Below are 21,666 nucleotides of genomic sequence, written 5' to 3'. Positions count from 1 at the left end.
CGCAGGCGAGCGGGGCTACTTCGCTTTCTTCATGCGCAGCAATTCGTCGAGCACCAGGCACACGGCACCCACGGTGATGGCCGAGTCCGCAAGGTTGAAGGCCGGGAAGTGCCAGCCGCGTGCGTAAAAGTCCAGGAAGTCGACCACGTAGCCGTGCATCAAGCGGTCCACCACGTTGCCCACGGCGCCGCCCAGGATGCTGGACAGCGCAAAGCAGAACAGCTTCTGTTGCGGATGCGCGCGCAGCTGCCACACGATGAACACGGTGGCGGCCACGCCGATGCCGGTGAAGGCCCAGCGCTGCCAGCCCCCGGCATCGGCCAGGAACGAGAAGGCCGCGCCCGTGTTGTGCGCCCGCACGATGTTGAAGAAGCTGGTGATGGGCGTCGCATCGCCCAGGCGGTAGGCATCCAGGATCAGCGACTTGGTGATCTGGTCGGCGACCAGGATCACCAGCGCCCAGGCCAGCCAGGGCCACATGCGGCCCAGGGCCGAGCTAGAGGTGCCGCTTGCCGCCATCATGCGTGCACCCGGGTTTCGCCGGCGCCGTACAGGTTGCTCGTGCAGCGGCCACAGATCGTCGGGTGGGCCACGTCCTGGCCCACGTCGGCGCGGTAGTGCCAGCAGCGGTCGCACTTGGCGTCGGCGCTGGGCTTGACGCCGATCTGCAGGGCATCGCCTGCCGCCAGTTCGATGGCCGAGGTGATGAAGACGAACTTGAGGTCGTCGCCCAGGCTGGCGAGCAGGGCATGGTCCTCGGGTGCCGCCGTGAGCACCACGTTGGCCTGCAGCGACGAGCCCACCTGGCCGTCGGCGCGCAGCACCTCGATCTCCTTGTTGACCACGTCGCGGATCTCGCGCAGGCGCGTCCACTTGGCCAGGAGGCCTTCGTCGCCACCGGCGATGGAACCATAGGTCTCCACGAAGATGGAGTCCGACTTGCCGAACACCTTCCACGCCTCTTCGGCCGTGAACGACAGGAAGGGCGCCATCCAGCGCAGCATGGCGTGCGTGATCTGGTACAGCGCGGTCTGCGCGCTGCGGCGCGCCAGGCTCTTGGGGGCCGTGGTGTACAGGCGGTCCTTGAGCACGTCGAGGTAGAAGCCGCCCAGGTCTTCCGAGCAGTACAGCTGCAGCTTGGCCACCACGGGGTGGAACTCGTAGACCTTGTAGTGCGCGAGCACGGTGGCCTGGAACTCGGCCGCGCGCGTCAGCGCATAGCGGTCGATCTCCAGCATCTGCTCGAACGGCACGGTGTCCGTCGCCGGGTCGAAATCGCTCACGTTGGCCAGCAGGAAGCGCAGCGTGTTGCGGATGCGGCGGTAGGCGTCGACCACGCGCGCCAGGATCTTCTCGTCGCCTGCGATGTCGCCCGAGTAGTCGCTGGCGGCCACCCACAGGCGGATGATTTCGGCGCCCAGCTTCTTGTTGATCTCCTGCGGATCGATGCCGTTGCCCAGCGACTTGCTCATCTTGCGGCCCTGGCTGTCGACGGTGAAGCCGTGGGTCAAGAGGCCCTTGTAGGGCGCGCGGCCTTCGAGCGCGCTGGCCAGCAGCAGCGAGCTGTGGAACCAGCCGCGGTGCTGGTCATGGCCTTCCAGGTACAGGTCGGCCTCGGGGCCGGTGTCGTGGTGCACGCCGGGGTGGGTGCCGCGCAGCACGTGAAAGAAGGTCGAGCCCGAGTCGAACCACACCTCCAGGATGTCGGTGCTCTTGGTGTAGCAGGCCGCGTCCTCGGCGCCCAGGATCTCCTCGGGCGTCACCCGGCTCCAGGCCTCGATGCCGCCCTTCTCGACGATGTCGGCCGCCTGGTCCATGATCTCCATGGTGCGCGGGTGCAGCTCGCCCGAATCCTTGTGCAGGAAGAACGGGATGGGAACGCCCCAGCTGCGCTGGCGCGAGATGCACCAGTCGGGCCGCCCGGCGATCATGTCGTGCAGGCGGGTCTTGCCGTTCTCGGGGTAGAAACTGGTGTGCTCGATGGCGTCCAGCGCGATCTGGCGCAGCGTCTTGGCGGGCTTTTCACCGGCCTTGGTGAACACGCCTTCGCCTTCGTCCATGCGGATGAACCACTGCGCGGCCGCGCGGTAGATCACCGGCGTCTTGTGGCGCCAGCAATGCGGGTAGCTGTGGGTGATGTCCTTGGTGGCCATCAGGCGGCCGGCATCGCGCAGCGCCTCGATGATCACGGGCACGGCCTTCCAGATGTGCTGGCCGCCGAACAGCGGAAAGTCCGGCGCATAGGTGCCGTTGCCCTGCACGGGGTTCAGGATGTCGTCGAGCGCCAGGCCGTGGGACACGCAGGAGTTGAAATCCTCCAGCCCGTACGCGGGCGATGAGTGCACGATACCGGTGCCGTCATCGGCCGTGGCGTAGTCGGCCAAGTACACCGGCGAGAGGCGGCGGTAGCCGGCATCCACGTCGTACAGCGGGTGCTCGAACTCCAGGCCACCCAGGTTCTTGCCGGCCGTGGTGGCCAGCACCTGGCCGGTGAGGCCGTAGCGCTCCAGGCATGAGGCCACGAGCGGCTCGGCCACGAGCAGCAGGCGCTCGCCGGCATCCACCAGCGCGTAGCTGATCTCGGGGTTCAGGTTCAGCGCCTGGTTGGCGGGGATGGTCCAGGCGGTGGTGGTCCAGATCACCACGAAGGCGTCCTTGGCCAGGGCCGGCAGGCCGAAGGCGGCGGCCAGCTTCGCCGGCTCGTGCGCCTTGAAGGCCACGTCCAGCGTGGTGCTCTTCTTGTCGGCGTATTCGATCTCGAACTCGGCCAGCGAGCTGCCGCAGTCGAAGCACCAGTACACGGGCTTGAGGCCGCGGTAGACGAAGCCGCGCTCCATCACGCGCTTGAAGGCCCGGATCTCGCCCGCCTCGTTGGCGAAATTCATGGTCTTGTAGGGGTTGTCCCATTCGCCGAGCACCCCCAGGCGCTGGAAGTCGCCCATCTGCTGCGCGATCTGCTCCGTGGCGTAGGCGCGGCTCTTGGCCTGCATGTCGTCGCGGCTCAGGTTGCGGCCGTGCTTCTTCTCGATGGCGTTCTCGATCGGCAGGCCATGGCAGTCCCAGCCGGGCACGTACAGCGCGTCGAAGCCTTCGAGCTGGCGCGCCTTGGTGATCATGTCCTTCAAGATCTTGTTGACCGCGTGGCCCATGTGGATCTGGCCGTTGGCATAGGGCGGGCCGTCGTGCAGGATGAACTTGGGCGCACCGCAGCGCGCGTCGCGCAGGCGCTTGTACAGGCCCTTGTCTTCCCACTCCTTGACCCAGCCCGGCTCGCGCTTGGGCAGGTCGCCGCGCATCGGGAAGGGCGTGTCGGGCAGGTTCAGGGTGCTGCGGTAATCCGGGGCGGTGGATTCGGTGGTACTGGCGTTGTCGGACATGGGGGAGCCTTAAAACGGGGCAATCCGGGGCAGGCCCGGAGCAAAGCGGGAAAAGAGGAGGCGTGGAGAGGTGTCGGGCCTGCGAGGCAGGCGCTGCGCAGGCAGCCCCCTCAAATTCGGTCGCGCGTGGTCTGGCGCCGGGTCTCGGTGTGGTTGGTGGGTGCGTGGGCCAACGCGAAATAGGCGCGCGCATCCGCACAGTCCTTGGCAATGCCCGTCGTCAGGGCATCCAGACCGTCGTATTTGAGCTCGTCGTGCAGTTTGTGCAGCAGTTCCACCCGCACGATTTTACCGTACGCCCCTTCGGCCCCCAGATCGGCGGGCCATTGCAGGCAATGTGTCTCCAGCAGCACGCGCCCGCCGTTCACGTCGTCGGGGTCCAGCGAGGGGCGCACGCCCAGGTTGGCCACGCCTTGCAATGGGAACTCGCCCAGGCCATGCACCAACACGGCAAAGATGCCGCTGGCAGCGGGTTTCCAGTGGGCAAAGCGCAGGTTGAGTGTGCGAAAACCGTCGCCCGCACCCTCGGCCGTGGCCCCCAGTTCGCGCCCGAGCTTGCGGCCATGCACCACGTGGCCCGAGATGGCATAGGGCCGGCCCAGCAAGCGGGCGGCGGCCTCCATGTCGCCCTGGCCCAGTGCCTGGCGCACGGCCGAGCTCGACACGCGCAGCCCATGCACCTCGTAGCTGTTCATGCGCGCCACGTCGAAGCCCCGGGCCTGGCCCGTGGCGTCCAGCAGCGCATAGTCGCCCGCGCGCTGCGCGCCGAAGCGGAAGTCGTCGCCCACCAGCACGTAGCGCGCGCCCAGGCCGCAGACCAGCACCTCCTCGATGAAGGCCTGGGGCGATTGGGCCGCCAGCCGCGCATCGAAGGGCAGCACCACCGTCTGCTGCACGCCACAGCGCGCCAGCTCGGTGAGCTTGTCGCGCAGCGTGCCCACGCGCGCAGGCGCCAGTTCGGGCTTGTGCAGCGCCCCGGCAAAGTAGTCGCGCGGGTGGGGCTCGAAGGTCAGCACGCAGCTTTCCACCCCGCGATGGGCGGCCTCGCTGTTGAGCAGGGCCAGCATGGCCTGGTGGCCGCGGTGCACGCCATCGAAGTTGCCGATGGTCAGCGCGCAGGCAGGGGCGATGCCGGGGTGGTGGAATCCGCGGAAGATCTTCATTGATTTGTTATCTTTTTGATAGCAGCTTGGGCCGGCGGGTAAAGCACCAGACGCCAATCTGTCATGAAAACAGAGTATATTGTGTACTACGGACTCCACAGCGCAGTGGGGTCCGCGAGACATCCGCGTTCCGATTCCTTGTGTTCATTCTTGTTCCAGGAGGCGTGTTTTGAAGGTCTTGAAGCTGTCAGCCCAGGGGCTGCCCCAGTCGTGGATATCGCTGGAGCAGGCCGTCACCCATTACGCCGCCGGCGAAGTGCGCTGGGAGTCCGGCGGCGAGGTAGCGCTCTTTCGCGGGGGCTACAACGCCGTCACGGGCGAGCAGTCGGTGATCGCCGTCAACAGCATCATCGGCACCAAGGGTGTGCCCAGCATCAACCCCTTCGACCTCAAGCCGGGCCTGACCAACAGCAAGCTCTTCATCCGCGACCGCAACGTGTGCGCCTACTGCGGCGGGCACTTCCACGAAGACAACCTCACGCGCGAACACATCGTGCCCTTTGCCCGCAACGGGCAGGACCACTGGATGAACGTGGTGACGGCCTGCCGGCCCTGCAACCACCGCAAGGGGCCACGCACGCCGGAGCAGGCGCACATGCCGCTGCTTTACGCGCCCTATGTGCCCAGCCTGTGGGAAGACTTCATCCTGCGCAACAGAAGAATTCTTGCAGACCAGATGGAATTCTTGATGGCACACGTCCCCAAATCTTCGCGTCTGTTGGCTTAGTTGGGGGAGCGGCCAATACGGCCCCGCTGGCGTCGTTGCTCCGTCTTGCCGCACGAGGGCCTGCCAACGCTCTTTTCGGGGATCGCGTTGCCCAGCCAGGGGGCTGGATGCTAGGCGCCCGTGCGCAGCAAGGCTGATGCCTTGCAAGCGCGGGCAACGCCGCAGACGGCCCCCAGGCTGAGCAACCCGAAGGGAAGGCCCTTGCCGGCGCGCCACTCGTCGTTGCGCTCCTTGCGTGTGCAAGAGCACACGCTGCGTCGCGCGCCTAGATTGGCACGCCGGCAATGGCCTTCGCGACCCCGAAAAGAGCGTTGGCAGGCCCTCCGTACTGTCTGCGACGGAGCGCCTAGCCATCGGGGCCGTCTTGACCACTCTTGGGGGTGTGCTGCACGGAATTCGGGTACCGCGCAGCGTCTGCTCATCAATACGTCAGTTCCAGAAACACCAGGTGCCTGTTGGCTGCCGGCCAGGTCTGTCCCACCACGCGCTCCCCATTGAATTGCGCGGCCACGCTGCGCTGGGGTCCCTCGGGCTTGATCTTGGCCGATGCGGCACCGGCGCCGGCGGGCACACCCACGGGCGGCACGCCGTCGAACAGCATCTGGTCACGCGCCGGGTCCAGGTAGCCGCGGGGGCGGGTCATGGTCACCACATTGGCGGCGGTCTTGTCGGCGTCGGCGATGCGCTCGGCGCGCAGGTGCACGATGGCGCTGCTGCGCGGAAAGCCGCTGCGGTAGATGTGGGTGGTGGCGTAGCCGGGTGCGGCAATGGCGAATTCGAGCGGGGCACCGGTGGGCACCACCAGGGGGCCCCACAGTCCGTCGGCGCCTACCGTGGTGCGCAGCAGGGCGTTGCCTGCGCGCGCGCCCGTGGCGGCATCGGTGGCATACACCTCCAGCTGCGCGCCGGGCAGGGGCAGGTTGTTGCTGAAGTTGCCGGTCTTGGCGTCCAGCGGGTCCACGCCCAGGCCCGTGACCTTGCCCGAGATCGCCACACGCGCTTCGCTGGCGATGGCCGTGGCAGCAGGGGCCTTGCCGGTGATGAACTGGTAGGCCGCCGCAAACGCTGCGGGTGAGAACGAGGTCTCGCGGTGGTCGATGCGCGGGATCACCACGTTGGTCGCGCCCTTGAGTTCGGGGCCTGCCGCCGTGACGTTGGTGGGCTTGCCCTTCTGGCCGATCCACAGGCCGTCGGGCTGCGCGAACTTGTCGTTGTTGTCCGAGCGCACGGTCATCCACCGCACGGGGCCGGTGACTTCGTCGCCTGCGGCGTTCTTGGGCGCGTTCAGGCTTTTCAGGAAGGGGCCGGTGCCGGCGAACTCGCTGCCTTCGCGAAAGCCGGGAATCGCCCAGACGCCGTGGTTGGGCGTGCCGCCCAGGATGGCGTGGCTCACGGTCTGCTCGCCGCCACCGTTCTGGATGTAGTTGCGGATGGCATTGCCGCCCCGCGAGTTGCCCATGAGCACCACCTTGCGCGCGCCCGTGGCCTTGAGCACCTTGTCCACTTCGGCCTTGAGGTAGGCCATGTGCTCTGCCGTCGAGGTGCGGCCGGGTTGGGCCTTGGTGTCGTCGTCGCGGTTGATCGGGTAGGGCACGTCGATGGCGTGCAGGCGCTCGCGCGGCCAGCCGTTGGACTCGAAGCGCCAGGCCGTGGTCTGCCACAGCGCCGCAGTGTCGCCATTGCCGTGCACGAAGACGATGGGGGGCAGCGCCTGCTGTGCAGTGCCTGGTGTGGCGCAGCCGGCGAGGGCCAGGACGGCAGTGGCCGCGGCCATCAGTGCCAAGCGGCGTTGCAGGGGAATCATCATCATGGTGTTCTTCTCTGGAAATGAAAAATGCCCGTGGATCGGGGAATCCACGAGCATGATCGATGGGTGTTACGCCCTTGCGTCAGTGGTTCTCAGGCAAACACGCCGGCCGTGTCCTGCATGCGGGCCGAGACTTCACCGAGGTGGTGCAGCGTGTCGCCGAAGGTCATTTCCAGCTGCGTGAGCTTCTTGAAGTAGTGGCTGCCGATGTACTCGTCGGTCACGCCGATGCCGCCATGCAGCTGCACCGACTGCTGGCCCACAAAGCGCATCGACTGGCCCAACTGCACCTTGGCGCGTGCCATGGCGGCGCGGCGCTCGGCGGCGGGGGCTCCCAGCTTCAAGCTGGCGTAGTAGCTCATGGAGCGGGCCAGTTCGAGCTGCATCTTCATGTCGGCCACGCGGTGGCGCAGCGCCTGGAAGCTCGAGATCAGCACGCCGAACTGCTTGCGCTGGTTCATGTACTCGACCGTGGCGGCCACGGTCTTGTCCATCACGCCCACAGCTTCGGCGCAGGTGGCTGCAATGCCGGTGTCCACGGCCAGTTCCAGCGCGGCCAGGCCGTCGGTGGTCACCAGGGTGGCGGGGGCGTTGGCCAGTTGCACCTCGGCGGCGCGGCTGCCGTCCTGCGTGACGTAGCCCTTGGTGGCCACGCCGCTGGCAGCGCGTTCCACCAGGAACAGCGCGATCTTGCCATCCAGCTGGGCGGGCACGAGGAAGGCATCGGCCTGGTCGCCCGCCGCCACGATGCTCTTGGTGCCGCTCACGCTGTGGCCGCCAGCGGCCGCCGTGGCCTTGGCATCGCAGACGCCGAGGCGGTAGCGCGCCTTGCGTTCTTGCTGGGCCAGCACCACCAGGGCCTCGCCGCTGGCAACGCGCGGCAGCCAGGCGCCCTGCACCTCGGCAGAGCCGTACTGCGACAGCACGGCACTGGCGATGAAGGCCTGCGCCAGGGGTTCGAGCACCATGCCGCGCCCCAGCTCCTCGGCCACCACCATCGCGTCGATGGCGCTCTGGCCCAGGCCGCCCTGGTCTTCAGGCACGGTCAGCGCCGTCAGGCCCAGCCCGGCCAGTTCGGTCCAGGCCTCGCGCGAGAAACCGCCGGCCTCCACGGCCGCACGGCGGCGCTCGAAGGTGTAGCCCTTGTCCACCCACTTGCGCACGGCGTCGCGCAGTTGTTCCTGGTCGTCGGAAAAATCGAAATCCATGCTCTTGTCTCCTTAGCCCAGAACCGTCTGCGCAACGATGTTGCGCTGCACTTCGTTCGAGCCGCCGTAAATGGTGGTCTTGCGCAGGTTGAAGTAGGTCGATGCCAGGGGCGCATTGGCCACCTCGCCGCCAGGGAAGTCGCCTTGCCAGCCGGCTTCCATGGCCTCTTCGATGAAGGGCAGGGCGAAGGGGCCTGCGGCCAGCATCATCAGCTCGGCATAGCGCTGCTGGATCTCGCTGCCGCGGATCTTGAGCAGGCCGGCGATATCGAGCGAGTTCTTGCCCGACTTCTCGGCCGACAGCACGCGCAGCACCAGCATTTCCAGGGCCACGATGTCCACTTCGAGCAAGGCCACCTGGTCGCGAAAGCGCGTGTCTTCCCACAGGCCTTCGGCCTTGGCGATGCGCTTCAAGCGTTCGAGCTCGCGCTTGCTGCGGTTCACGTCGGCGATGTTGGTGCGCTCGTGGCTGAGCAGGTGCTTGGCGTAGGTCCAGCCCTTGTTCTCTTCGCCGATCAGGTTCTCGGCCGGCACTTCGACGTTGTCGAAGAAGACCTCGTTGACTTCGCACTCGCCGTCGAGCAGCTTGATCGGGCGCACGGTGACGCCGGGCGACTTCATGTCCAGCAGCAGGAAGGAGATGCCGGTCTGCGGCTTGCCCTCGGTGCTGGTGCGCACCAGGTTGAACATCCAGTCGCCGTGTTGGCCCAGCGTGGTCCAGGTCTTCTGGCCGTTGACGATGTACTTGTCGCCCACGCGCTCGGCGCGCGTCTTGACCGAGGCCAGGTCCGAGCCCGAACCCGGCTCGCTGTAGCCCTGGCTCCACCACACTTCGCCGCTGGCGATGCCGGGCAGAAAGCGCTTTTGCTGTTCGGCATTGCCAAACGCCATGATCACCGGGGCCACCATCACGGGGCCGAAGGGGATGATGCGCGGCGCGCCGGCCAGGGCGCACTCTTCTTCGAACAGGTGCTTTTGCACGGCGGTCCAGCCGGGGCCGCCGAACTCCTTGGGCCAGCCAAAACCGAGCCAGCCCTTCTTGCCCAGTATCTTGGCCCAGCCCTGCAGGTCGTCGCGGGTCAGGCGCAAGGCGTTGTGCACCTTGTGGGAAATTTCGGGCGGCAGATTGCTGCGGACCCATGCGCGAACTTCGTCGCGGAAGGCCTGTTCTTCGGGGGTGAATGCGAGATCCATGCGGCTTGTCTCCTGAGAAGTCGTGTTTGTAGCACGGTCGTTCGTTTTATTCCTGTCCGGGTGGCGACATCGCCTGCGCCTCTGGCGCGATCCCCAGCTCCGCGCACAGGCGCTGCACCGTGGCGCGCAGGCCGGCCACCTCGGTCTCCAGCGCCTGGACGCGGGCCTGCAGGGCAGGCGTGGCAGCGCCGCTCGCGGCCGGCGCACTGGCACTGCTGCTGGTATCGACCGCTCCGCACAGCAGGTGCGCCCAGCGCTGTTCGCGGGCGCCTGGCGCCCGCGGCAGCAGCACCACCAGCGGGCCGCCCTTTTCGGCGCTGCGCTCCTGCAGCTCGTCCAGGAAGGCCTCGACCGAGGAAATGTCGGCAAAGCGGTACCAGCGCTCGGCGTTGATGCGCAGCTCGCCGGCCGTCTGCGGGCCGCGCAGCATCAGCAGGCCGAGCAGCACCGCCGATTGCTCGGGCACGCCCACGCCGCGCTGGAAGTTGTGCTCCCAGCGCGTGGTGCGGTTGCCGCTGGTCTCGAACGCCAGGGTCAGCTGGCGCAGGGAGTCGAGGGCCTCCTGCGCCTCGGCGTCGCTCAGGGTCATCACCGGCTCGCGGCTGGTCTTCTGGTTGCAGCCCGTGAGCAGGCCGTTGAGCGACATCGGGTAGCTGTCGGGCACGGTGCGGGCTTTTTCCATCAGCGTGGCCAGCACGCGGGCCTCGTTCGCGGTCAGGGGGCGGTTTGCGGGGTCGAAGGGCATGGCAGGGATAATCCGGGGTTGAGCGTCGTCGTGCAATTTATGAAGAACATCGTGATTTTGATCTCCGGCAGCGGTTCCAACATGGCCGCCATCGTCCGGACTGCGCAACAGGAGGACTGGGCCCGCCGGTATGGCGCCCGCGTGGCCGCCGTGCTGAGCAACAAGGCCGACGCGGCGGGCCTGTCGTTTGCCCGCAGCGAAGGCATTGCCACCGAGGCGCTGAGCCACAAGGCATTCGACAGCCGGGAAGCGTTCGACACCGCCCTGGCCCAGGCCATCGATCGCCATGAACCCTCCCTGGTGGTGCTGGCTGGCTTCATGCGCATTCTCACGCCGGGGTTCGTGGCGCGCTATGCGGGGCGGCTGATCAACATCCATCCTTCGCTGCTGCCCGCCTTCACGGGCCTGAACACCCACCAGCGCGCGATCGATGCGGGCTGCAAGGTCGCGGGAGTGACGGTGCACCAGGTAACGGACGAACTGGACGTGGGCCCCATCCTGGACCAGGCCGTGGTTCCCGTGCTGCCAGGGGACACGGCCGAGACGCTGGCCACGCGGGTGCAGGCGCAGGAGCACGTGATCTACCCGCGCGCCGTGCGGGCCTTCGTGGCGGCCCTGGCGTAGTCCGGGGCTACAGGGTCCGCACTACCTGGGCTTCGCTGCTGTCCAGCAGGTCCTGGGCGAGTTTTGCCTGGTGCGAGTCGACCGGGTGGGCCACCACCACCCATTGGCGCTTGCGCAGCGCCGACCGCACCCGGTTGACGACCCAGATCCGGTCGGGCCGCAGTGCATTCAGTGCCCCCAGCATGAGGCCGAAGGTGGTGCCGAAACCCACGATGGCGATGAAGGCCAGCAAGGGCTTGTCCAGTACGGCAGGTTGACGGGTGGCGACCAGGTAGCCAAATGCCATGAGCCCCAGCACGGAGCCCACCAGTCCGGCAATGGCATGGGTACGCACGAAAGTGGTGAATACGCCCTCGGTCTCTGGTTCCAGCGCCCGGCTCAGCAGATCGCGGTTGCGCAGGTCGGCATGCTGCGGCCCCAGCAGCCGGACCTGGCCGGGCTCCATGCCGGGCAGCCGGAGCAAGCGGCGCACAGCGATGTCCGCATCGGCCTGCCGGGCGAAAAACCCGACGACCTTGCTCAGCGACTTGTCGTTGAACATTCCTTGCAATAGATAGTCCATGGTGTGGTCCGTGCCATGCGCTCCAAGGTGCGAGGCGTGCAGTGCCCCCAGCCTGGGCTGGGGGCGGTTCCCCGCAGTCAGCCCGTGGCAGCACGGGACGTATGGGGGACGGTTCCCCAAGGTAACCCGGGTACCGCACCCGGGCTGTAGGACGGTGCGGCATGGGCGCGCAAGTGCAGGGCCTGCGCTCCAGCCACCCTGCCTCGGTCAGGCCAGGGCGCTCAGCGTACTGCCGGTGCTCGACCAGGATCCTGCGACGGCCTCGTACTGGCTGCGTGCGAATCGGGCCAGTTGCATCAGGTCCGTCGTCTGCCCGCTGTCCGCCGTTTGGCTGGCGGCATCGGTGCTGCTGCTGGCGCTGCGCAACTGGCGGGTCAACTGGTCGATGAAGGACCGCGCCTCCTCGCTGCTGATGCTGCTGTCGCCGTCGGTGTCGATGGTCTTGAACAGTGCCGTGATCGCATCCGCCTGGGCGGCGCCCGCCGCCTGCTCGGTCGCAGAGACCACCCCGTCCTCGTTGGTATCGAGCGGGTCGTAGGTCGTGCCGCTGCTGGCCGAGGCCCCGCCGGGACGGCCAGGCCCACCGGGCGGTGGCGGGGGCATGCCACCCACCGCGCCACCACCGGCCTCGCCCGAAGGCCGGCCGGCGTCGAACTCGGCCTCCGAGAGGCTGCCGTCGCCGTCCGCATCGAGTTGGCTGAACAGTTCGTCGCTGCTCACGCCCGTCTTGCTGGCGGTGCCGCCGGAAATCTTCTCCAGCAAGGCCTGCAGCTCGGTCTGGCTGACTGCGCCGTCGCCATCGCTGTCCACCTTGCCGAACAGGTCATCGCCGGCCTGGCCCGTGGCACCCGGGCTGGCGTCGCTGCGCGACTGCGCAAAGGCCATGGTCGAGGGCGGCGCGGGCAGGGCGCTCTGCAGCGTCTTGCCCAGTTCGTCGGCGTCGAGGCTGCCGTCGCCGTCGCTGTCGTACTGCTGGAGCAGGTCGGCAGCGCTGGCCTGGCTGCTGGCGCCGGCTTTTTTGGCCACATCGTCGAGCAGGCCCTGCAGTTCGGTTTCATTCGCGCCGCCGCTGCCATCGGCGTCTATTTGGGCCAGCAGCCGCTCCGGCGAGGGGCCCGGGCGTGGCGCCCGCTGCACGCTTGCACTGGACCAGGCACTGCTGACGCTGTTGATGCTCGTCATCGTCGTTCCTTCCAAGGGTTGCGGGCCGCGGCCCGTGCTCTCCGAGGCGGTGAACAACGCCGGCAGCGGCCCGAATCCATTCTTTTGGGACGAGGTCAAGGCGGTTTGTACGGTTTGTGTCCAGGGGGACACAATGGCGGCACCAATCCTCCGAACTGGCGGATGATTGCCAGGCAGTTCGGCGTTTTGGCCGCGTGCGGTGGTGCAGGTCGGCGATCAGGCCGGTGCTGACGGTGGGGGTAAAGCCTCGTCGGCGCACTTTTCGAAGCGTGGGCGCATGCGGCCATCGATCAGCACGTCCTCGGCGAACATGGCCGCCGGACGCACCCACAGGCCGCGCTGCCCGTACAGCGCGCGGTACAGCGTCATGGGCTCCAGGGTCTCGCTGTGGCGCACGGTGTCGATCACTTCGTACAGCATGCCCTTGTAGTGCCGGTACAGACCGGGCGGGGTGGGGGTGAATGGGGGCAGGTCGTCGTCGGTCATTTAGGATGGCAGGTGGTCAAAAAACAAGGTTGAGGGGAAAATCCAGTGGATCAGGCAGATTTTGTGCACCTGGTGCGCATGAGCGAGCATGACAGCGCCGACAACAGCCGCCGTTACCGGCTCGGCGTGGCCGCGTTCGCCGCCCTGGGCTATGCCTGGGTGCTCGGCTGCCTTGCCGTGGGGGCCGGCCTGATCGCCTGGGTCGTACCCCAGTTGCTCAATGGCCGGTTCCGCCTGGTGCTGGTGTTCGTGCTGCTGGGGGCGGCCAGCCTGCTGTGGGTGAGTATCCGCGCGCTGTGGGTGCGCCTGGACGAGCCCAAGGGCATGGAGATCACGGCGCTGGAGGCGCCCGAGCTGTTCGAGGCGCTGGAGCGCATGCGCCGCAAGATCAAGGGCCCGCCCATCCACCATGTCTACTTGAACGACGAATTCAACGCCAGCATCCAGCAGTTGCCGCGCTACGGGCTGCTGGGCGGTGCGGTGAACTACCTGACTATCGGCCTGCCGCTGCTGCTGGCACTGGACCGGCCGCGCTTTCTGGCCGTGCTCGCGCACGAGTACGGGCACCTGCGCGGCGACCACGGCCGCTTTGCGGCGTGGATCTACCGCACCCGGCTGTCCTGGATGCGCCTGAACAGCAGCCTGGAGGATGACGAGGGCGCCGTGGCCGTGGCCACCCAGGCCTTCATGCGCTGGTACTTCCCGCGCTTCGTCGCCAAGACCTTCGCGCTGGCGCGCCAGGACGAGTACGAGGCCGACCGCATCGCCGGTAAGCTGCTGGGGCGCGACGTCGCTGCGGCCGCGCTGATCGAGATCGAAGTGCGCGGAGAGTGGCTGAACGACAACTTCTGGGGCGCCCACTGGAGCGAGGCCGCTGGCAATCCCTTGCCCGTCGGGCCCTACCGGGCCATGCGCAAGCGCCTGGCCGAGGTGCCCGAGGCCGCTTTCGCCAACGACGCGCTGCGCCAGGCGCTCAAGCGCATCAGCAACGTGGACGACACGCACCCGGGCCTGCGCGATCGCCTTGAATCGCTGGACGCCGTGCCCACCCTGCCTGCCGAGTGGTCGCGCGGTGGTGCGCTGGCCCTGCTGGGCTCCGAGGCCAAGCGCTGGGTGGCGCATTTCGACAAGCAGTGGTGCCGCGACAATGCCGGCGAGTGGAAGCGCCACCATGGCTGGCTGGGTCGCGTGCGCGACCGCGCGCAGACCCTGCAGGCGCGCATGCCCCAGGCCAGCGCGGCCGAACTGGTGGAGCTGGCGCGCCTGCAGCGCCACCTGGATCCGCAGGCCGACGTGCGTGGCCTCTACGAGACCGCGCTCGCGCGCAGCACCGACTACCCGGGCGCACTGCGCGGGCTGGTGCAGTGCCTGGCCTCCGAGGACCGTGAGGGCAAGATGGCGCTGCTGCACCGCCTGTGGGAGGTTGGCAGCGGCGACCGCTACTGGACGGCGCGCACTGCGCTGGCCGAGCTCGAGACCCCGCGCCTGGGCCACGACCACGATGCCGCCGCCTTCAAGCAATGGCGCAAGCGGCTCGAGCGCGCCCAGGAGTCCGAGGAGCGCGCCTGGGAGGAGCTTTCGGGCACCTCCTTCTTCAGCCAGACCACGCGCCATGACCTGAGCCCGTTCGAGCTTGAAGAACTGCAGGCCGAGCTGGTGCGCTATGCCGACGTGGAGCGCTGCTGGCTGGTGCGCAAGAACCTGCGCGAACACCCCCAGCGCCGCGCCTACCTGGTCTTTGTGGACCTGCCCGACCTGGACGACGGCAGCCGCTACCAGCTGTGCCGCGCCATGGAGCGCCAGCTCAGCCTGCCCGGGCCGGCCCTGGTGCTCTGGGCCGGCGAGTCGCCCACGCTCAAGGAAATCCAGCGCTCGGCGTTCGATCCGGTCTTCGCACGTTGATCGGGCCGGCGAAGGCCCTGAAAGAGGGGTTTGGGGCCACAGTGGGACAATCGGGGGATGCATCCCAAAGTTCTTCTCGACTCCTGTGCCGAACTCGTCAGGCTCACCCTCACCTTCGAACACCCCGCCGATGCGGTGGTGTCGCGCTTTTTCCGTGACAACCGGGGCCTGGGGCCCCGCGAGCGCGCCACACTGGCCGAAACGGTCTACACCGTGCTGCGCAAGAAGCTGCTGTTCGACCACATGGCGCCCTCGGGCTCCGGCCCCAAGGAGCGGCGCCTGGCGATCCTGGGCTTCTACGGCCCGCGCGATTTTCTGGAGGGCGCCCTGACTGACCAGGAGCGCAAGTGGCTTGACCAGTGCGATGGCGTCACGGCCGACGACCTGATGGAGCGCCATCGCCACAACCTGCCCGAGTGGCTGGTGCAGCCCCTCAAGGACCAGTTGGGCACGGGCTTTTGGCCGCTGGTGGAGAGCCTGTCGAACGCGGCGCCACTGGACCTGCGCGTCAATGCCCTGCAGGACAAGCGCGCCGATGTGCAAAAAGAACTCGCCAAGGCCGGCATCAAGGCCGTGCCCACGCCGTACTCCCCCTGGGGCCTGCGCATCGACGGCAAGCCGGCGCTCGCCAAGTTCGACGTGTTCACGCGCGGTGCCGTGGAAGTGCAGGACGAAGGCTCGCAACTGCTGGCCCTGCTGCTGGACGCCAAGCGCGGCGAGATGGTGGTCGATTTCTGCGCCGGTGCGGGCGGCAAGACCCTGGCCATCGGCGCCACCATGCGCAACACCGGGCGCCTGTACGCCTTCGACGTGTCGGGCCACCGGCTCGACGCCCTGAAGCCGCGCCTGGCGCGCAGCGGGCTGTCCAACGTGCACCCGGCCGCCATCGCGCACGAGCGCGACGACCGCATCAAGCGCCTGGCCGGCAAGATCGACCGCGTGCTGGTCGATGCGCCGTGCTCGGGCCTCGGTACCCTGCGCCGCAACCCCGACCTTAAGTGGCGCCAGTCGCCCCAATCGGTGGAGGAACTGGTCGCCAAGCAGACCGCCATCCTGGCCAGCGCAGCGCGCCTGCTCAAGTCGGGCGGCCGGCTGGTGTATGCCACGTGCAGCATCCTGCCGCAGGAGAACGAGGCGATTGCGGAGGCCTTCAGCGCCGCCCACCCCGATTTCGTGCCCCTGGACGCAGGCGAAACGCTGGCGCAACTCAAGGTGGAAGGGGCCGAAAAATTGTGCAGCGGCGGCGCGTCGGGCACTGGTTATCTGCGCCTGTGGCCCCATATCCACCAGACTGACGGGTTTTTTGCTGCGGTCTGGACAAGGAAGTAAGCACCCCCTGAGGCGCTTCGCGCCTTCACCCCTCTCTCGACTCGCTGCGCGAGTCGGGAGGGGGACGCCCCAGGCGCGGCGGGGCGGCCCTTGCGCGAGGGCACTGGTGGGGCTGCGCCCGTTTTTCGGTGGCGCCCTGGGGCTGGCACAGCTGTTGCATCCCCTTCGGTGCGGCCAATTCACACTGGATACTGTGGATAACCTCTAATCCAAAAGAGGGGGCGCCCTTTAAAATCCGCACACCTGCCATCGCTGGTGGCGGGGTACTTTGTACAAGGTCTTTCTGAATATGCTGTTACCCGACTGGGTTGTACTGAACGCGGCCATCGACTGGCTGGGCCACGGCCTGTGGAATCTCGCCTGGTGGCAGATCGTGCTGTACACCCTCGCGACGACGCACGTCACGATTGCGGCCGTCACCATTTTCCTGCACCGCTCGCAGGCCCACCGCTCGGTGGACCTGCACGCGATTCCTTCGCATTTCTTCCGCTTCTGGCTGTGGCTCGGCACCGGCATGGTGACCAAGGAGTGGGTCGCCATCCACCGCAAGCACCACGCCAAGTGCGAGACCGTGGACGACCCGCACAGCCCGCAGACGCGGGGCCTCGATACCGTGATGTGGCGCGGCGCCGAGCTGTACCGCGCGGAGTCGAAGAACCTGGAGACCATGAAGAAGTTCGGCCACGGCACGCCCGATGACTGGATGGAGCGCAACGTCTACACCCGCTTCGGCTGGCAGGGCGTGGGCCTGATGCTGGTGCTCGACCTGGCGCTGTTCGGTGCCGCAGGTGCCGCCGTCTGGGCCGTGCAGATGCTGTGGATTCCGTTCTGGGCGGCGGGCGTGGTCAATGGCGTGGGCCACTACTGGGGTTACCGCAACTTCGAGGCGACGGACGCCAGCACCAACCTCTCGCCCTGGGGCGTGGTCATCGGTGGCGAAGAGCTGCACAACAACCACCACACCTACCCCACGTCGGCCAAGTTCTCGGTCAAGCCCTACGAGTTCGATATCGGCTGGGCCTACATCCGCCTCATGAAGTCCATCGGCTGGGCCACCGTGAAGAAGGTGCCGCCCAAGCTGCAACGCGGCGACGTCAAGCCCGTGGCCGACGAGAAGACGCTGGAGGCGCTGATCGCCAACCGCTACGAGGTCATGGCCGGCTATGCCCGCGGCGTGCGCCAGGCGTGCAGGGAAGAGATCGCCGCGCTGCAGGCCCGCCAGGCCGACGCCTCGGTGCTCAAGGCAGCCAAGCGCTGGCTGCACCGCGACACCGAGAAGGTGCCCGCCGGTGCCTTGCCCCAACTGGCCCAGGTGCGTGCCGCCCATCCGGCCCTGGACAAGATGGTGACCATGCGCGAAGAACTGCGCCAGCTGTGGCTCAACACCACGCAGTCGCGCGAGCAGCTCACGGCCGACCTGCAGGCCTGGTGCCGCCGCGCGGAAGAGAGCGGCATTGCCGCGCTGCGTGATTTCTCGATCAGCCTGCGGGCTGCGCGCGCCTGACGAGCAGTTTTCTCAGGCTGTGCCGAAGCCGCTGCAGGGCCCCATGCCCTGGGCGGCTTTTTTCATGGGCACCCGGCGATTCTGCAGGCTGCGCCAGGTCGGCGCCCGCTGGCATGGTCAGCGTGAGCGCGGCGGGTGACGACCCCTGGGCCTGAACGCCCACCCACATGCCCTGCGGGCTGCGCCAGGCCGCATGGGGTGGCAGGCAGGCGGGCGGCGCGGCGCCCAGGTGGCCCGGCGTCGCGCTTTGCAGCAGGGCCGTGCCCGAGAGGCTGCGCAGTTCGCAGCCCGCATCCAGCCAGACAAGGCGGCCCTGGCCGGCTGCCAGTGGCAGGTGCACGACCTGTGGCGCAACGCCGCTGGCCGTGAAGGAGGGGGTGCAGTGGAGGTGCTGTTTCATGCCTCCAGCTTAGGGTGACAGCTTGCATCGCAACAGATACAGAAACCGCGTGAGCGATGCAGAGCAGCGGATTGATTTTCGCTCTGTTCTGATCGGCTTTCGGTATTCCTGTATCTGTTCTGGTTGCCGATTCGGGCGCATCATCGATCCGCCATGCCCGTATCTTCCGAAGAGAACCTCCCCCTGTACCGCCAACTGGCCGACCACTACCAGCATGCGGTGGCCCAGGGCGTATTGCTGCCCGGGGCGCGCATGCCTTCGGTGCGCGAGCTGATGCAGCGCCATGGCGTGAGCCTGTCGACCGCGCTGCAGGCGCTGCGAACCCTGGAGGCGCAGGGCAGCGTGCAAGCGCGTCCCCGGGTCGGCTATTTCGTGCAGGACCACCGGGTGCACCTGCTGGGCCACAGCAGCGAGCCCGACCCCCGCTGCCCGGTGCAGCAGATCGACGGGGCCCAGTTCGCCGGCATCAACGAGCGCATCTCGCTGTGGCTGGAGCAGGGGCGGCGCGCGCAGGTGCGCGTGGACCTGGGGGCCGCCATGCCCGCGCCCGAACTGTTCGACCACCTCACCCTCAACCGCATCGGTGCCGCCTTGCTGCGCGAGTTTCCCGAGGTGCTGGTGCAGGGCAATTCACGGCCCGGCACCCACCCGCTGTTCCAGGCGGCCATGGCCCGCCAGGCGCTGGAAGTCGGCGTGAACGTGGCACCGCAGGAGGTCATGGCCACCCTGGGCAACTCGGATGCGGTGAATCTGGCGCTTGCCGCCGTGACCGAGCGCGGCGACGTGGTGGCCGTGGAATCGCCCACCTTCTATGGTGTGCTGCAGGCGGTGGAGACGCAGAACCTGCGCGCGCTGGAGATCCCCAGCAGCTCGCGCACCGGCATCTCGCTCGATGCACTGGAGCTGGCGGTGCAGCACGAACCCCGCCTGAAGGCCGTGGTCGTCGTGCCGCACCTGCAGATGCCCAATGGCGCGCTCATGCCCGACAGCCACAAGGAGCGGCTCGTGGCGTTCTGCCGGCGCCACGGGCTGGCGCTGATCGAGGACGACATCTACCGCGAGCTGGTCGATGTGCCCGAACTCCAGCGCCCGCTCAAGGCCTGGGACGAGACGGGCCAGGTGATCTACTGCGTGTCCTTCAACAAGACGCTGGCGCCGGGCCTGCGCCAGGGGTGGATGAATGGCGGGCGCTGGCACGAGCGCATCCAGATTCTCAAATTCGCGCGCACGCGCAACATGCAGGTCTGGGCCCAGTTGCTGGCGGCGCGCACCGTGGGCACGCCCGCACACGAGCGCCACCTGCGCCGCTTTCGCAGCGCGCTGCGGGTGCAGCGCGAGCGCAGCGTGCAGATGGTGGCGCGGCATTTTCCGCAGGGCACGCGCCTGTCGGTGCCGCCCGGCGGGCTCAGCCTGTGGATCGAGTTGCCGGCGGGGGTATCGTCGTCGCTGCTGTTCGAGCAGGCGCTGGCCCTGGGCATCCGCGTGGCGCCAGGGCCGATCTTTTCCAACTCGGGCCGCTACGAGGGCTTTTTGCGCCTGAGCTGCGGCCTGCCTTTCTCGCCCGAGGTGGAGTGGGCCTATGGAGAGCTCGGTCGGCTGCTGCATGAGCAGGTCCGCGCAATGCCACCCCAGCGCCAGGCGGCCTGAAAGAGAAAAGCCGCCGGGCACGGGGCCGGGCGGCTTTTTCTGGGGGAAACCAAGCCGAGTTACTTCAGCTTGATTTCCTTGTATTCCACATGCTTGCGTGCCTTGGGATCAAATTTCATGATCAGCATCTTTTCGGGCATGGTCTTCTTGTTCTTCGTCGTCGTGTAGAAGTGGCCGGTACCCGCAGTGGATTCCAGCTTGATCTTGTCGCGTCCGCCTTTGCTTGCCATGGTGTTTCTCCTTAAGCCTGGCCACGTGCGCGCAGGTCTGCGAGCACCGAGTCAATACCGTTCTTGTCGATCAAACGCAGGGCAGCGCTCGAAACGCGCAGGCGAACCCAGCGGTTTTCGGTCTCGACCCAGAAACGGCGGTATTGCAGGTTCGGCAGGAACCGGCGCTTGGTTTTGTTGTTGGCGTGGGAAACATTGTTCCCGACCATGGGCTTCTTGCCCGTTACGTCGCAGACGCGTGCCATGAGGACACTCCGATACTTTTTAACGGCTGCTCGCTGCGTGCTGCAGGGATGTTTCCCAGCAGCACAGCGTGCGGCCTCACCTCGCCAGAAAGGGTGGCGGTAACCCCGGGACGACCGATATGGCCGGCCCGATTGGATTTTTGCCTGCAGGAAAAGCGGGTACGAAAATACCCGCCTGAATTCAGGAAAGCCTCGGATTATAGCGGCCCGCGCGCCAGCGCGTCAAATCGCGCACCGGGCGGCAGTTTTCATTCCTGCTGTTCGAGGAAGCGCTGGGCGTCGAGCGCGGCCATGCAGCCCGTGCCGGCGCTGGTGATGGCCTGGCGGTACACGTGGTCGGCCACGTCGCCGGCCGCGAACACGCCCGGCACACTGGTCTGCGTGGCAAAGCCCTTCAAGCCGCCCTGGGTGATGAGGTAGCCACCCTCCATCTCCAGCTGACCCTTGAAGATGTCGGTGTTGGGCGAGTGGCCGATGGCGATGAAGCAGCCGTGCAGCGTGATGTCCTCGGTGCTGCCGTCCTTGGTGCTCTTGATGCGGATGCCGGTCACGCCGGTGGCATCGCCCAGCACCTCGTCCAGGGTGTTGAACAGCTTGAGCTCGATCTTGCCGGCAGCGACCTTCTCGTTGAGCTTGTCCACCAGGATGGGCTCGGCCTTGAACTTGTCGCGGCGGTGCACCATGGTGACCTTGCTGGCGATGTTGGAGAGATACAACGCTTCTTCGACGGCCGTGTTGCCGCCGCCGACCACCGCCACAGGCTTGTCGCGGTAGAAAAAACCGTCGCAGGTGGCGCAGCCCGACACGCCGCGGCCCATGAACGCTTCTTCGGAGGGCAGGCCCAGGTACTTGGCCGATGCGCCGGTCGCCAGGATGAGCGCGTCACAGGTGTAGGTGCCGCTGTCGCCGGTGAGGGTGAACGGGCGCTTGCTGAAGTCGACCTTGTTGATGTGGTCGAAGATGACCTGGGTCTTGAAGCGCTCGGCATGCTCCAGGAAACGCTGCATCAGTTCCGGCCCCTGCACGCCATGCACGTCGGCCGGCCAGTTGTCGACTTCGGTCGTGGTCATCAGCTGGCCACCCTGGGACATGCCGGTGATCAGCACCGGGTTGAGGTTGGCACGGGCCGCGTAGACCGCTGCGGTGTAGCCAGCCGGGCCGGAGCCGAGGATCAGAACTTTCGCGTGTTGGGTGGTAGACATGGTAAAAGCCTGTGTTTTGCGCCCGCTACACGGGGCGCTGTTGGGAAAGCTGGGGGGCGGGGCGCCAAGTATCAACCGCGCTCGGTCTCCACACGCAGCCCCATTTTCAATCACGGCGATTGTAAGAACCGA

General features: G+C 67.3%; 20 protein-coding genes. 6 read left to right on the top strand and 14 right to left on the bottom strand.

Annotation, left to right across the window (positions count from 1 at the left end; translation table 11 throughout):
* Positions 1-15: 15 nt before the first annotated feature.
* The 3 genes from lspA to U5N23_RS32280 all read right to left on the bottom strand — a co-directional run bounded on the left by lspA (position 16) and on the right by U5N23_RS32280 (position 4,540).
* A complete protein-coding gene (gene lspA, locus U5N23_RS32290; protein ID WP_322596885.1) occupies positions 16-519 on the bottom strand; it encodes a signal peptidase II in 504 nt (167 codons plus the stop codon).
* Positions 519-3,377, bottom strand: coding sequence for an isoleucine--tRNA ligase (gene ileS, locus U5N23_RS32285; protein WP_322596750.1), 2,859 nt, complete (start codon positions 3,375-3,377; stop codon positions 519-521). Before ileS ends, lspA begins: the two co-directional genes overlap by 1 nt.
* A gap of 110 nt (positions 3,378-3,487) precedes the next feature.
* Complete coding sequence (locus tag U5N23_RS32280; RefSeq protein ID WP_322596749.1) at positions 3,488-4,540, bottom strand: bifunctional riboflavin kinase/FAD synthetase; 1,053 nt, start codon at positions 4,538-4,540, stop codon at positions 3,488-3,490.
* A 169-nt stretch (positions 4,541-4,709) separates the two neighbouring features.
* On the opposite strand from U5N23_RS32280, the gene U5N23_RS32275 reads away from it, so the two are divergent.
* Positions 4,710-5,267, top strand: a complete 558-nt coding sequence (locus U5N23_RS32275; protein ID WP_007852885.1) for an HNH endonuclease — start codon at positions 4,710-4,712, stop codon at positions 5,265-5,267.
* 421 nt (positions 5,268-5,688) lie between these two features.
* On the opposite strand, the gene U5N23_RS32270 is transcribed toward U5N23_RS32275, so the two are convergent.
* The 4 genes from U5N23_RS32270 to U5N23_RS32255 all read right to left on the bottom strand — a co-directional run bounded on the left by U5N23_RS32270 (position 5,689) and on the right by U5N23_RS32255 (position 10,221).
* Positions 5,689-7,071, bottom strand: a complete 1,383-nt coding sequence (locus tag U5N23_RS32270) for an alpha/beta fold hydrolase (protein ID WP_322596884.1) — start codon at positions 7,069-7,071, stop codon at positions 5,689-5,691.
* Positions 7,072-7,166: 95 nt separating this feature from the next.
* Complete coding sequence (locus U5N23_RS32265) at positions 7,167-8,282, bottom strand: acyl-CoA dehydrogenase family protein (protein ID WP_322596748.1); 1,116 nt, start codon at positions 8,280-8,282, stop codon at positions 7,167-7,169.
* Between the two features lie 12 nt (positions 8,283-8,294).
* Positions 8,295-9,476, bottom strand: coding sequence for an acyl-CoA dehydrogenase family protein (locus tag U5N23_RS32260; RefSeq protein ID WP_322596747.1), 1,182 nt, complete (start codon positions 9,474-9,476; stop codon positions 8,295-8,297).
* A 46-nt stretch (positions 9,477-9,522) separates the two neighbouring features.
* Positions 9,523-10,221, bottom strand: coding sequence for a YceH family protein (locus U5N23_RS32255; protein WP_322596746.1), 699 nt, complete (start codon positions 10,219-10,221; stop codon positions 9,523-9,525).
* Between the two features lie 39 nt (positions 10,222-10,260).
* Between U5N23_RS32255 and purN the strand changes: the two genes are divergently transcribed.
* Positions 10,261-10,845: a phosphoribosylglycinamide formyltransferase gene (purN, locus tag U5N23_RS32250; protein WP_322596883.1), complete on the top strand. Its 585-nt coding sequence runs from the start codon at positions 10,261-10,263 to the stop codon at positions 10,843-10,845.
* A 7-nt stretch (positions 10,846-10,852) separates the two neighbouring features.
* Here the strand turns inward: purN and U5N23_RS32245 are convergent, their stop codons facing one another.
* The 3 genes from U5N23_RS32245 to U5N23_RS32235 all read right to left on the bottom strand — a co-directional run bounded on the left by U5N23_RS32245 (position 10,853) and on the right by U5N23_RS32235 (position 13,075).
* Positions 10,853-11,407 (bottom strand): hypothetical protein, encoded by a 555-nt coding sequence (locus U5N23_RS32245; RefSeq protein ID WP_322596745.1) that lies wholly within the window; start codon positions 11,405-11,407, stop codon positions 10,853-10,855.
* A 207-nt stretch (positions 11,408-11,614) separates the two neighbouring features.
* Positions 11,615-12,589 (bottom strand): XopAW family type III secretion system calcium-binding effector, encoded by a 975-nt coding sequence (gene xopAW, locus U5N23_RS32240; RefSeq protein WP_322596744.1) that lies wholly within the window; start codon positions 12,587-12,589, stop codon positions 11,615-11,617.
* 216 nt (positions 12,590-12,805) lie between these two features.
* A complete protein-coding gene (locus U5N23_RS32235) occupies positions 12,806-13,075 on the bottom strand; it encodes a DUF1653 domain-containing protein (protein WP_322596743.1) in 270 nt (89 codons plus the stop codon).
* A 45-nt stretch (positions 13,076-13,120) separates the two neighbouring features.
* Here U5N23_RS32235 and U5N23_RS32230 point away from each other — a divergent pair, with 45 nt between their 5' ends.
* The 3 genes from U5N23_RS32230 to U5N23_RS32220 all read left to right on the top strand — a co-directional run bounded on the left by U5N23_RS32230 (position 13,121) and on the right by U5N23_RS32220 (position 17,810).
* Complete coding sequence (locus U5N23_RS32230; protein ID WP_322596742.1) at positions 13,121-14,977, top strand: M48 family metallopeptidase; 1,857 nt, start codon at positions 13,121-13,123, stop codon at positions 14,975-14,977.
* Between the two features lie 57 nt (positions 14,978-15,034).
* Complete coding sequence (locus U5N23_RS32225; protein ID WP_322596741.1) at positions 15,035-16,306, top strand: RsmB/NOP family class I SAM-dependent RNA methyltransferase; 1,272 nt, start codon at positions 15,035-15,037, stop codon at positions 16,304-16,306.
* Positions 16,307-16,595: 289 nt separating this feature from the next.
* A complete protein-coding gene (locus U5N23_RS32220) occupies positions 16,596-17,810 on the top strand; it encodes a fatty acid desaturase (protein ID WP_322596740.1) in 1,215 nt (404 codons plus the stop codon).
* On the opposite strand, the gene U5N23_RS32215 is transcribed toward U5N23_RS32220, so the two are convergent.
* Complete coding sequence (locus U5N23_RS32215; RefSeq protein WP_322596739.1) at positions 17,785-18,210, bottom strand: hypothetical protein; 426 nt, start codon at positions 18,208-18,210, stop codon at positions 17,785-17,787. The two genes, U5N23_RS32220 and U5N23_RS32215, sit on opposite strands and share 26 nt — an antisense overlap.
* A gap of 153 nt (positions 18,211-18,363) precedes the next feature.
* Between U5N23_RS32215 and U5N23_RS32210 the strand changes: the two genes are divergently transcribed.
* Entirely contained in the window at positions 18,364-19,857 is a 1,494-nt protein-coding gene (locus U5N23_RS32210; RefSeq protein WP_322596738.1) for a PLP-dependent aminotransferase family protein, read from the top strand.
* Between the two features lie 59 nt (positions 19,858-19,916).
* Here the strand turns inward: U5N23_RS32210 and rpmG are convergent, their stop codons facing one another.
* The 3 genes from rpmG to trxB form a co-directional block, all read right to left on the bottom strand.
* Positions 19,917-20,087: a 50S ribosomal protein L33 gene (gene rpmG / locus U5N23_RS32205; RefSeq protein ID WP_007859760.1), complete on the bottom strand. Its 171-nt coding sequence runs from the start codon at positions 20,085-20,087 to the stop codon at positions 19,917-19,919.
* A gap of 11 nt (positions 20,088-20,098) precedes the next feature.
* Positions 20,099-20,332, bottom strand: a complete 234-nt coding sequence (rpmB, locus tag U5N23_RS32200) for a 50S ribosomal protein L28 (RefSeq protein ID WP_007859763.1) — start codon at positions 20,330-20,332, stop codon at positions 20,099-20,101.
* A 248-nt stretch (positions 20,333-20,580) separates the two neighbouring features.
* Entirely contained in the window at positions 20,581-21,534 is a 954-nt protein-coding gene (trxB, locus tag U5N23_RS32195) for a thioredoxin-disulfide reductase (protein WP_322596737.1), read from the bottom strand.
* Positions 21,535-21,666: the final 132 nt, after the last annotated feature.

The sequence above is a fragment of the Acidovorax sp. genome, from assembly GCF_034519795.1.
In the GTDB taxonomy this organism is placed as follows: domain Bacteria; phylum Pseudomonadota; class Gammaproteobacteria; order Burkholderiales; family Burkholderiaceae_C; genus Acidovorax.
This window is presented reverse-complemented; position numbering and strand designations above follow the sequence as displayed.

Coding starts and splice junctions, on each gene's coding strand:
- lspA (WP_322596885.1), bottom strand. CDS start 519: ATGGCGGCAAGCGGCACCTCTAGCTCGGCCCTGGGCCGCATGTGGCCC.
- ileS (WP_322596750.1), bottom strand. CDS start 3,377: ATGTCCGACAACGCCAGTACCACCGAATCCACCGCCCCGGATTACCGC.
- U5N23_RS32280 (WP_322596749.1), bottom strand. CDS start 4,540: ATGAAGATCTTCCGCGGATTCCACCACCCCGGCATCGCCCCTGCCTGC.
- U5N23_RS32270 (WP_322596884.1), bottom strand. CDS start 7,071: ATGATTCCCCTGCAACGCCGCTTGGCACTGATGGCCGCGGCCACTGCC.
- U5N23_RS32265 (WP_322596748.1), bottom strand. CDS start 8,282: ATGGATTTCGATTTTTCCGACGACCAGGAACAACTGCGCGACGCCGTG.
- U5N23_RS32260 (WP_322596747.1), bottom strand. CDS start 9,476: ATGGATCTCGCATTCACCCCCGAAGAACAGGCCTTCCGCGACGAAGTT.
- U5N23_RS32255 (WP_322596746.1), bottom strand. CDS start 10,221: ATGCCCTTCGACCCCGCAAACCGCCCCCTGACCGCGAACGAGGCCCGC.
- purN (WP_322596883.1), top strand. CDS start 10,261: ATGAAGAACATCGTGATTTTGATCTCCGGCAGCGGTTCCAACATGGCC.
- U5N23_RS32245 (WP_322596745.1), bottom strand. CDS start 11,407: ATGGACTATCTATTGCAAGGAATGTTCAACGACAAGTCGCTGAGCAAG.
- xopAW (WP_322596744.1), bottom strand. CDS start 12,589: ATGACGAGCATCAACAGCGTCAGCAGTGCCTGGTCCAGTGCAAGCGTG.
- U5N23_RS32235 (WP_322596743.1), bottom strand. CDS start 13,075: ATGACCGACGACGACCTGCCCCCATTCACCCCCACCCCGCCCGGTCTG.
- U5N23_RS32225 (WP_322596741.1), top strand. CDS start 15,035: ATGCATCCCAAAGTTCTTCTCGACTCCTGTGCCGAACTCGTCAGGCTC.
- U5N23_RS32220 (WP_322596740.1), top strand. CDS start 16,596: ATGCTGTTACCCGACTGGGTTGTACTGAACGCGGCCATCGACTGGCTG.
- U5N23_RS32215 (WP_322596739.1), bottom strand. CDS start 18,210: ATGAAACAGCACCTCCACTGCACCCCCTCCTTCACGGCCAGCGGCGTT.
- U5N23_RS32210 (WP_322596738.1), top strand. CDS start 18,364: ATGCCCGTATCTTCCGAAGAGAACCTCCCCCTGTACCGCCAACTGGCC.
- rpmG (WP_007859760.1), bottom strand. CDS start 20,087: ATGGCAAGCAAAGGCGGACGCGACAAGATCAAGCTGGAATCCACTGCG.
- rpmB (WP_007859763.1), bottom strand. CDS start 20,332: ATGGCACGCGTCTGCGACGTAACGGGCAAGAAGCCCATGGTCGGGAAC.
- trxB (WP_322596737.1), bottom strand. CDS start 21,534: ATGTCTACCACCCAACACGCGAAAGTTCTGATCCTCGGCTCCGGCCCG.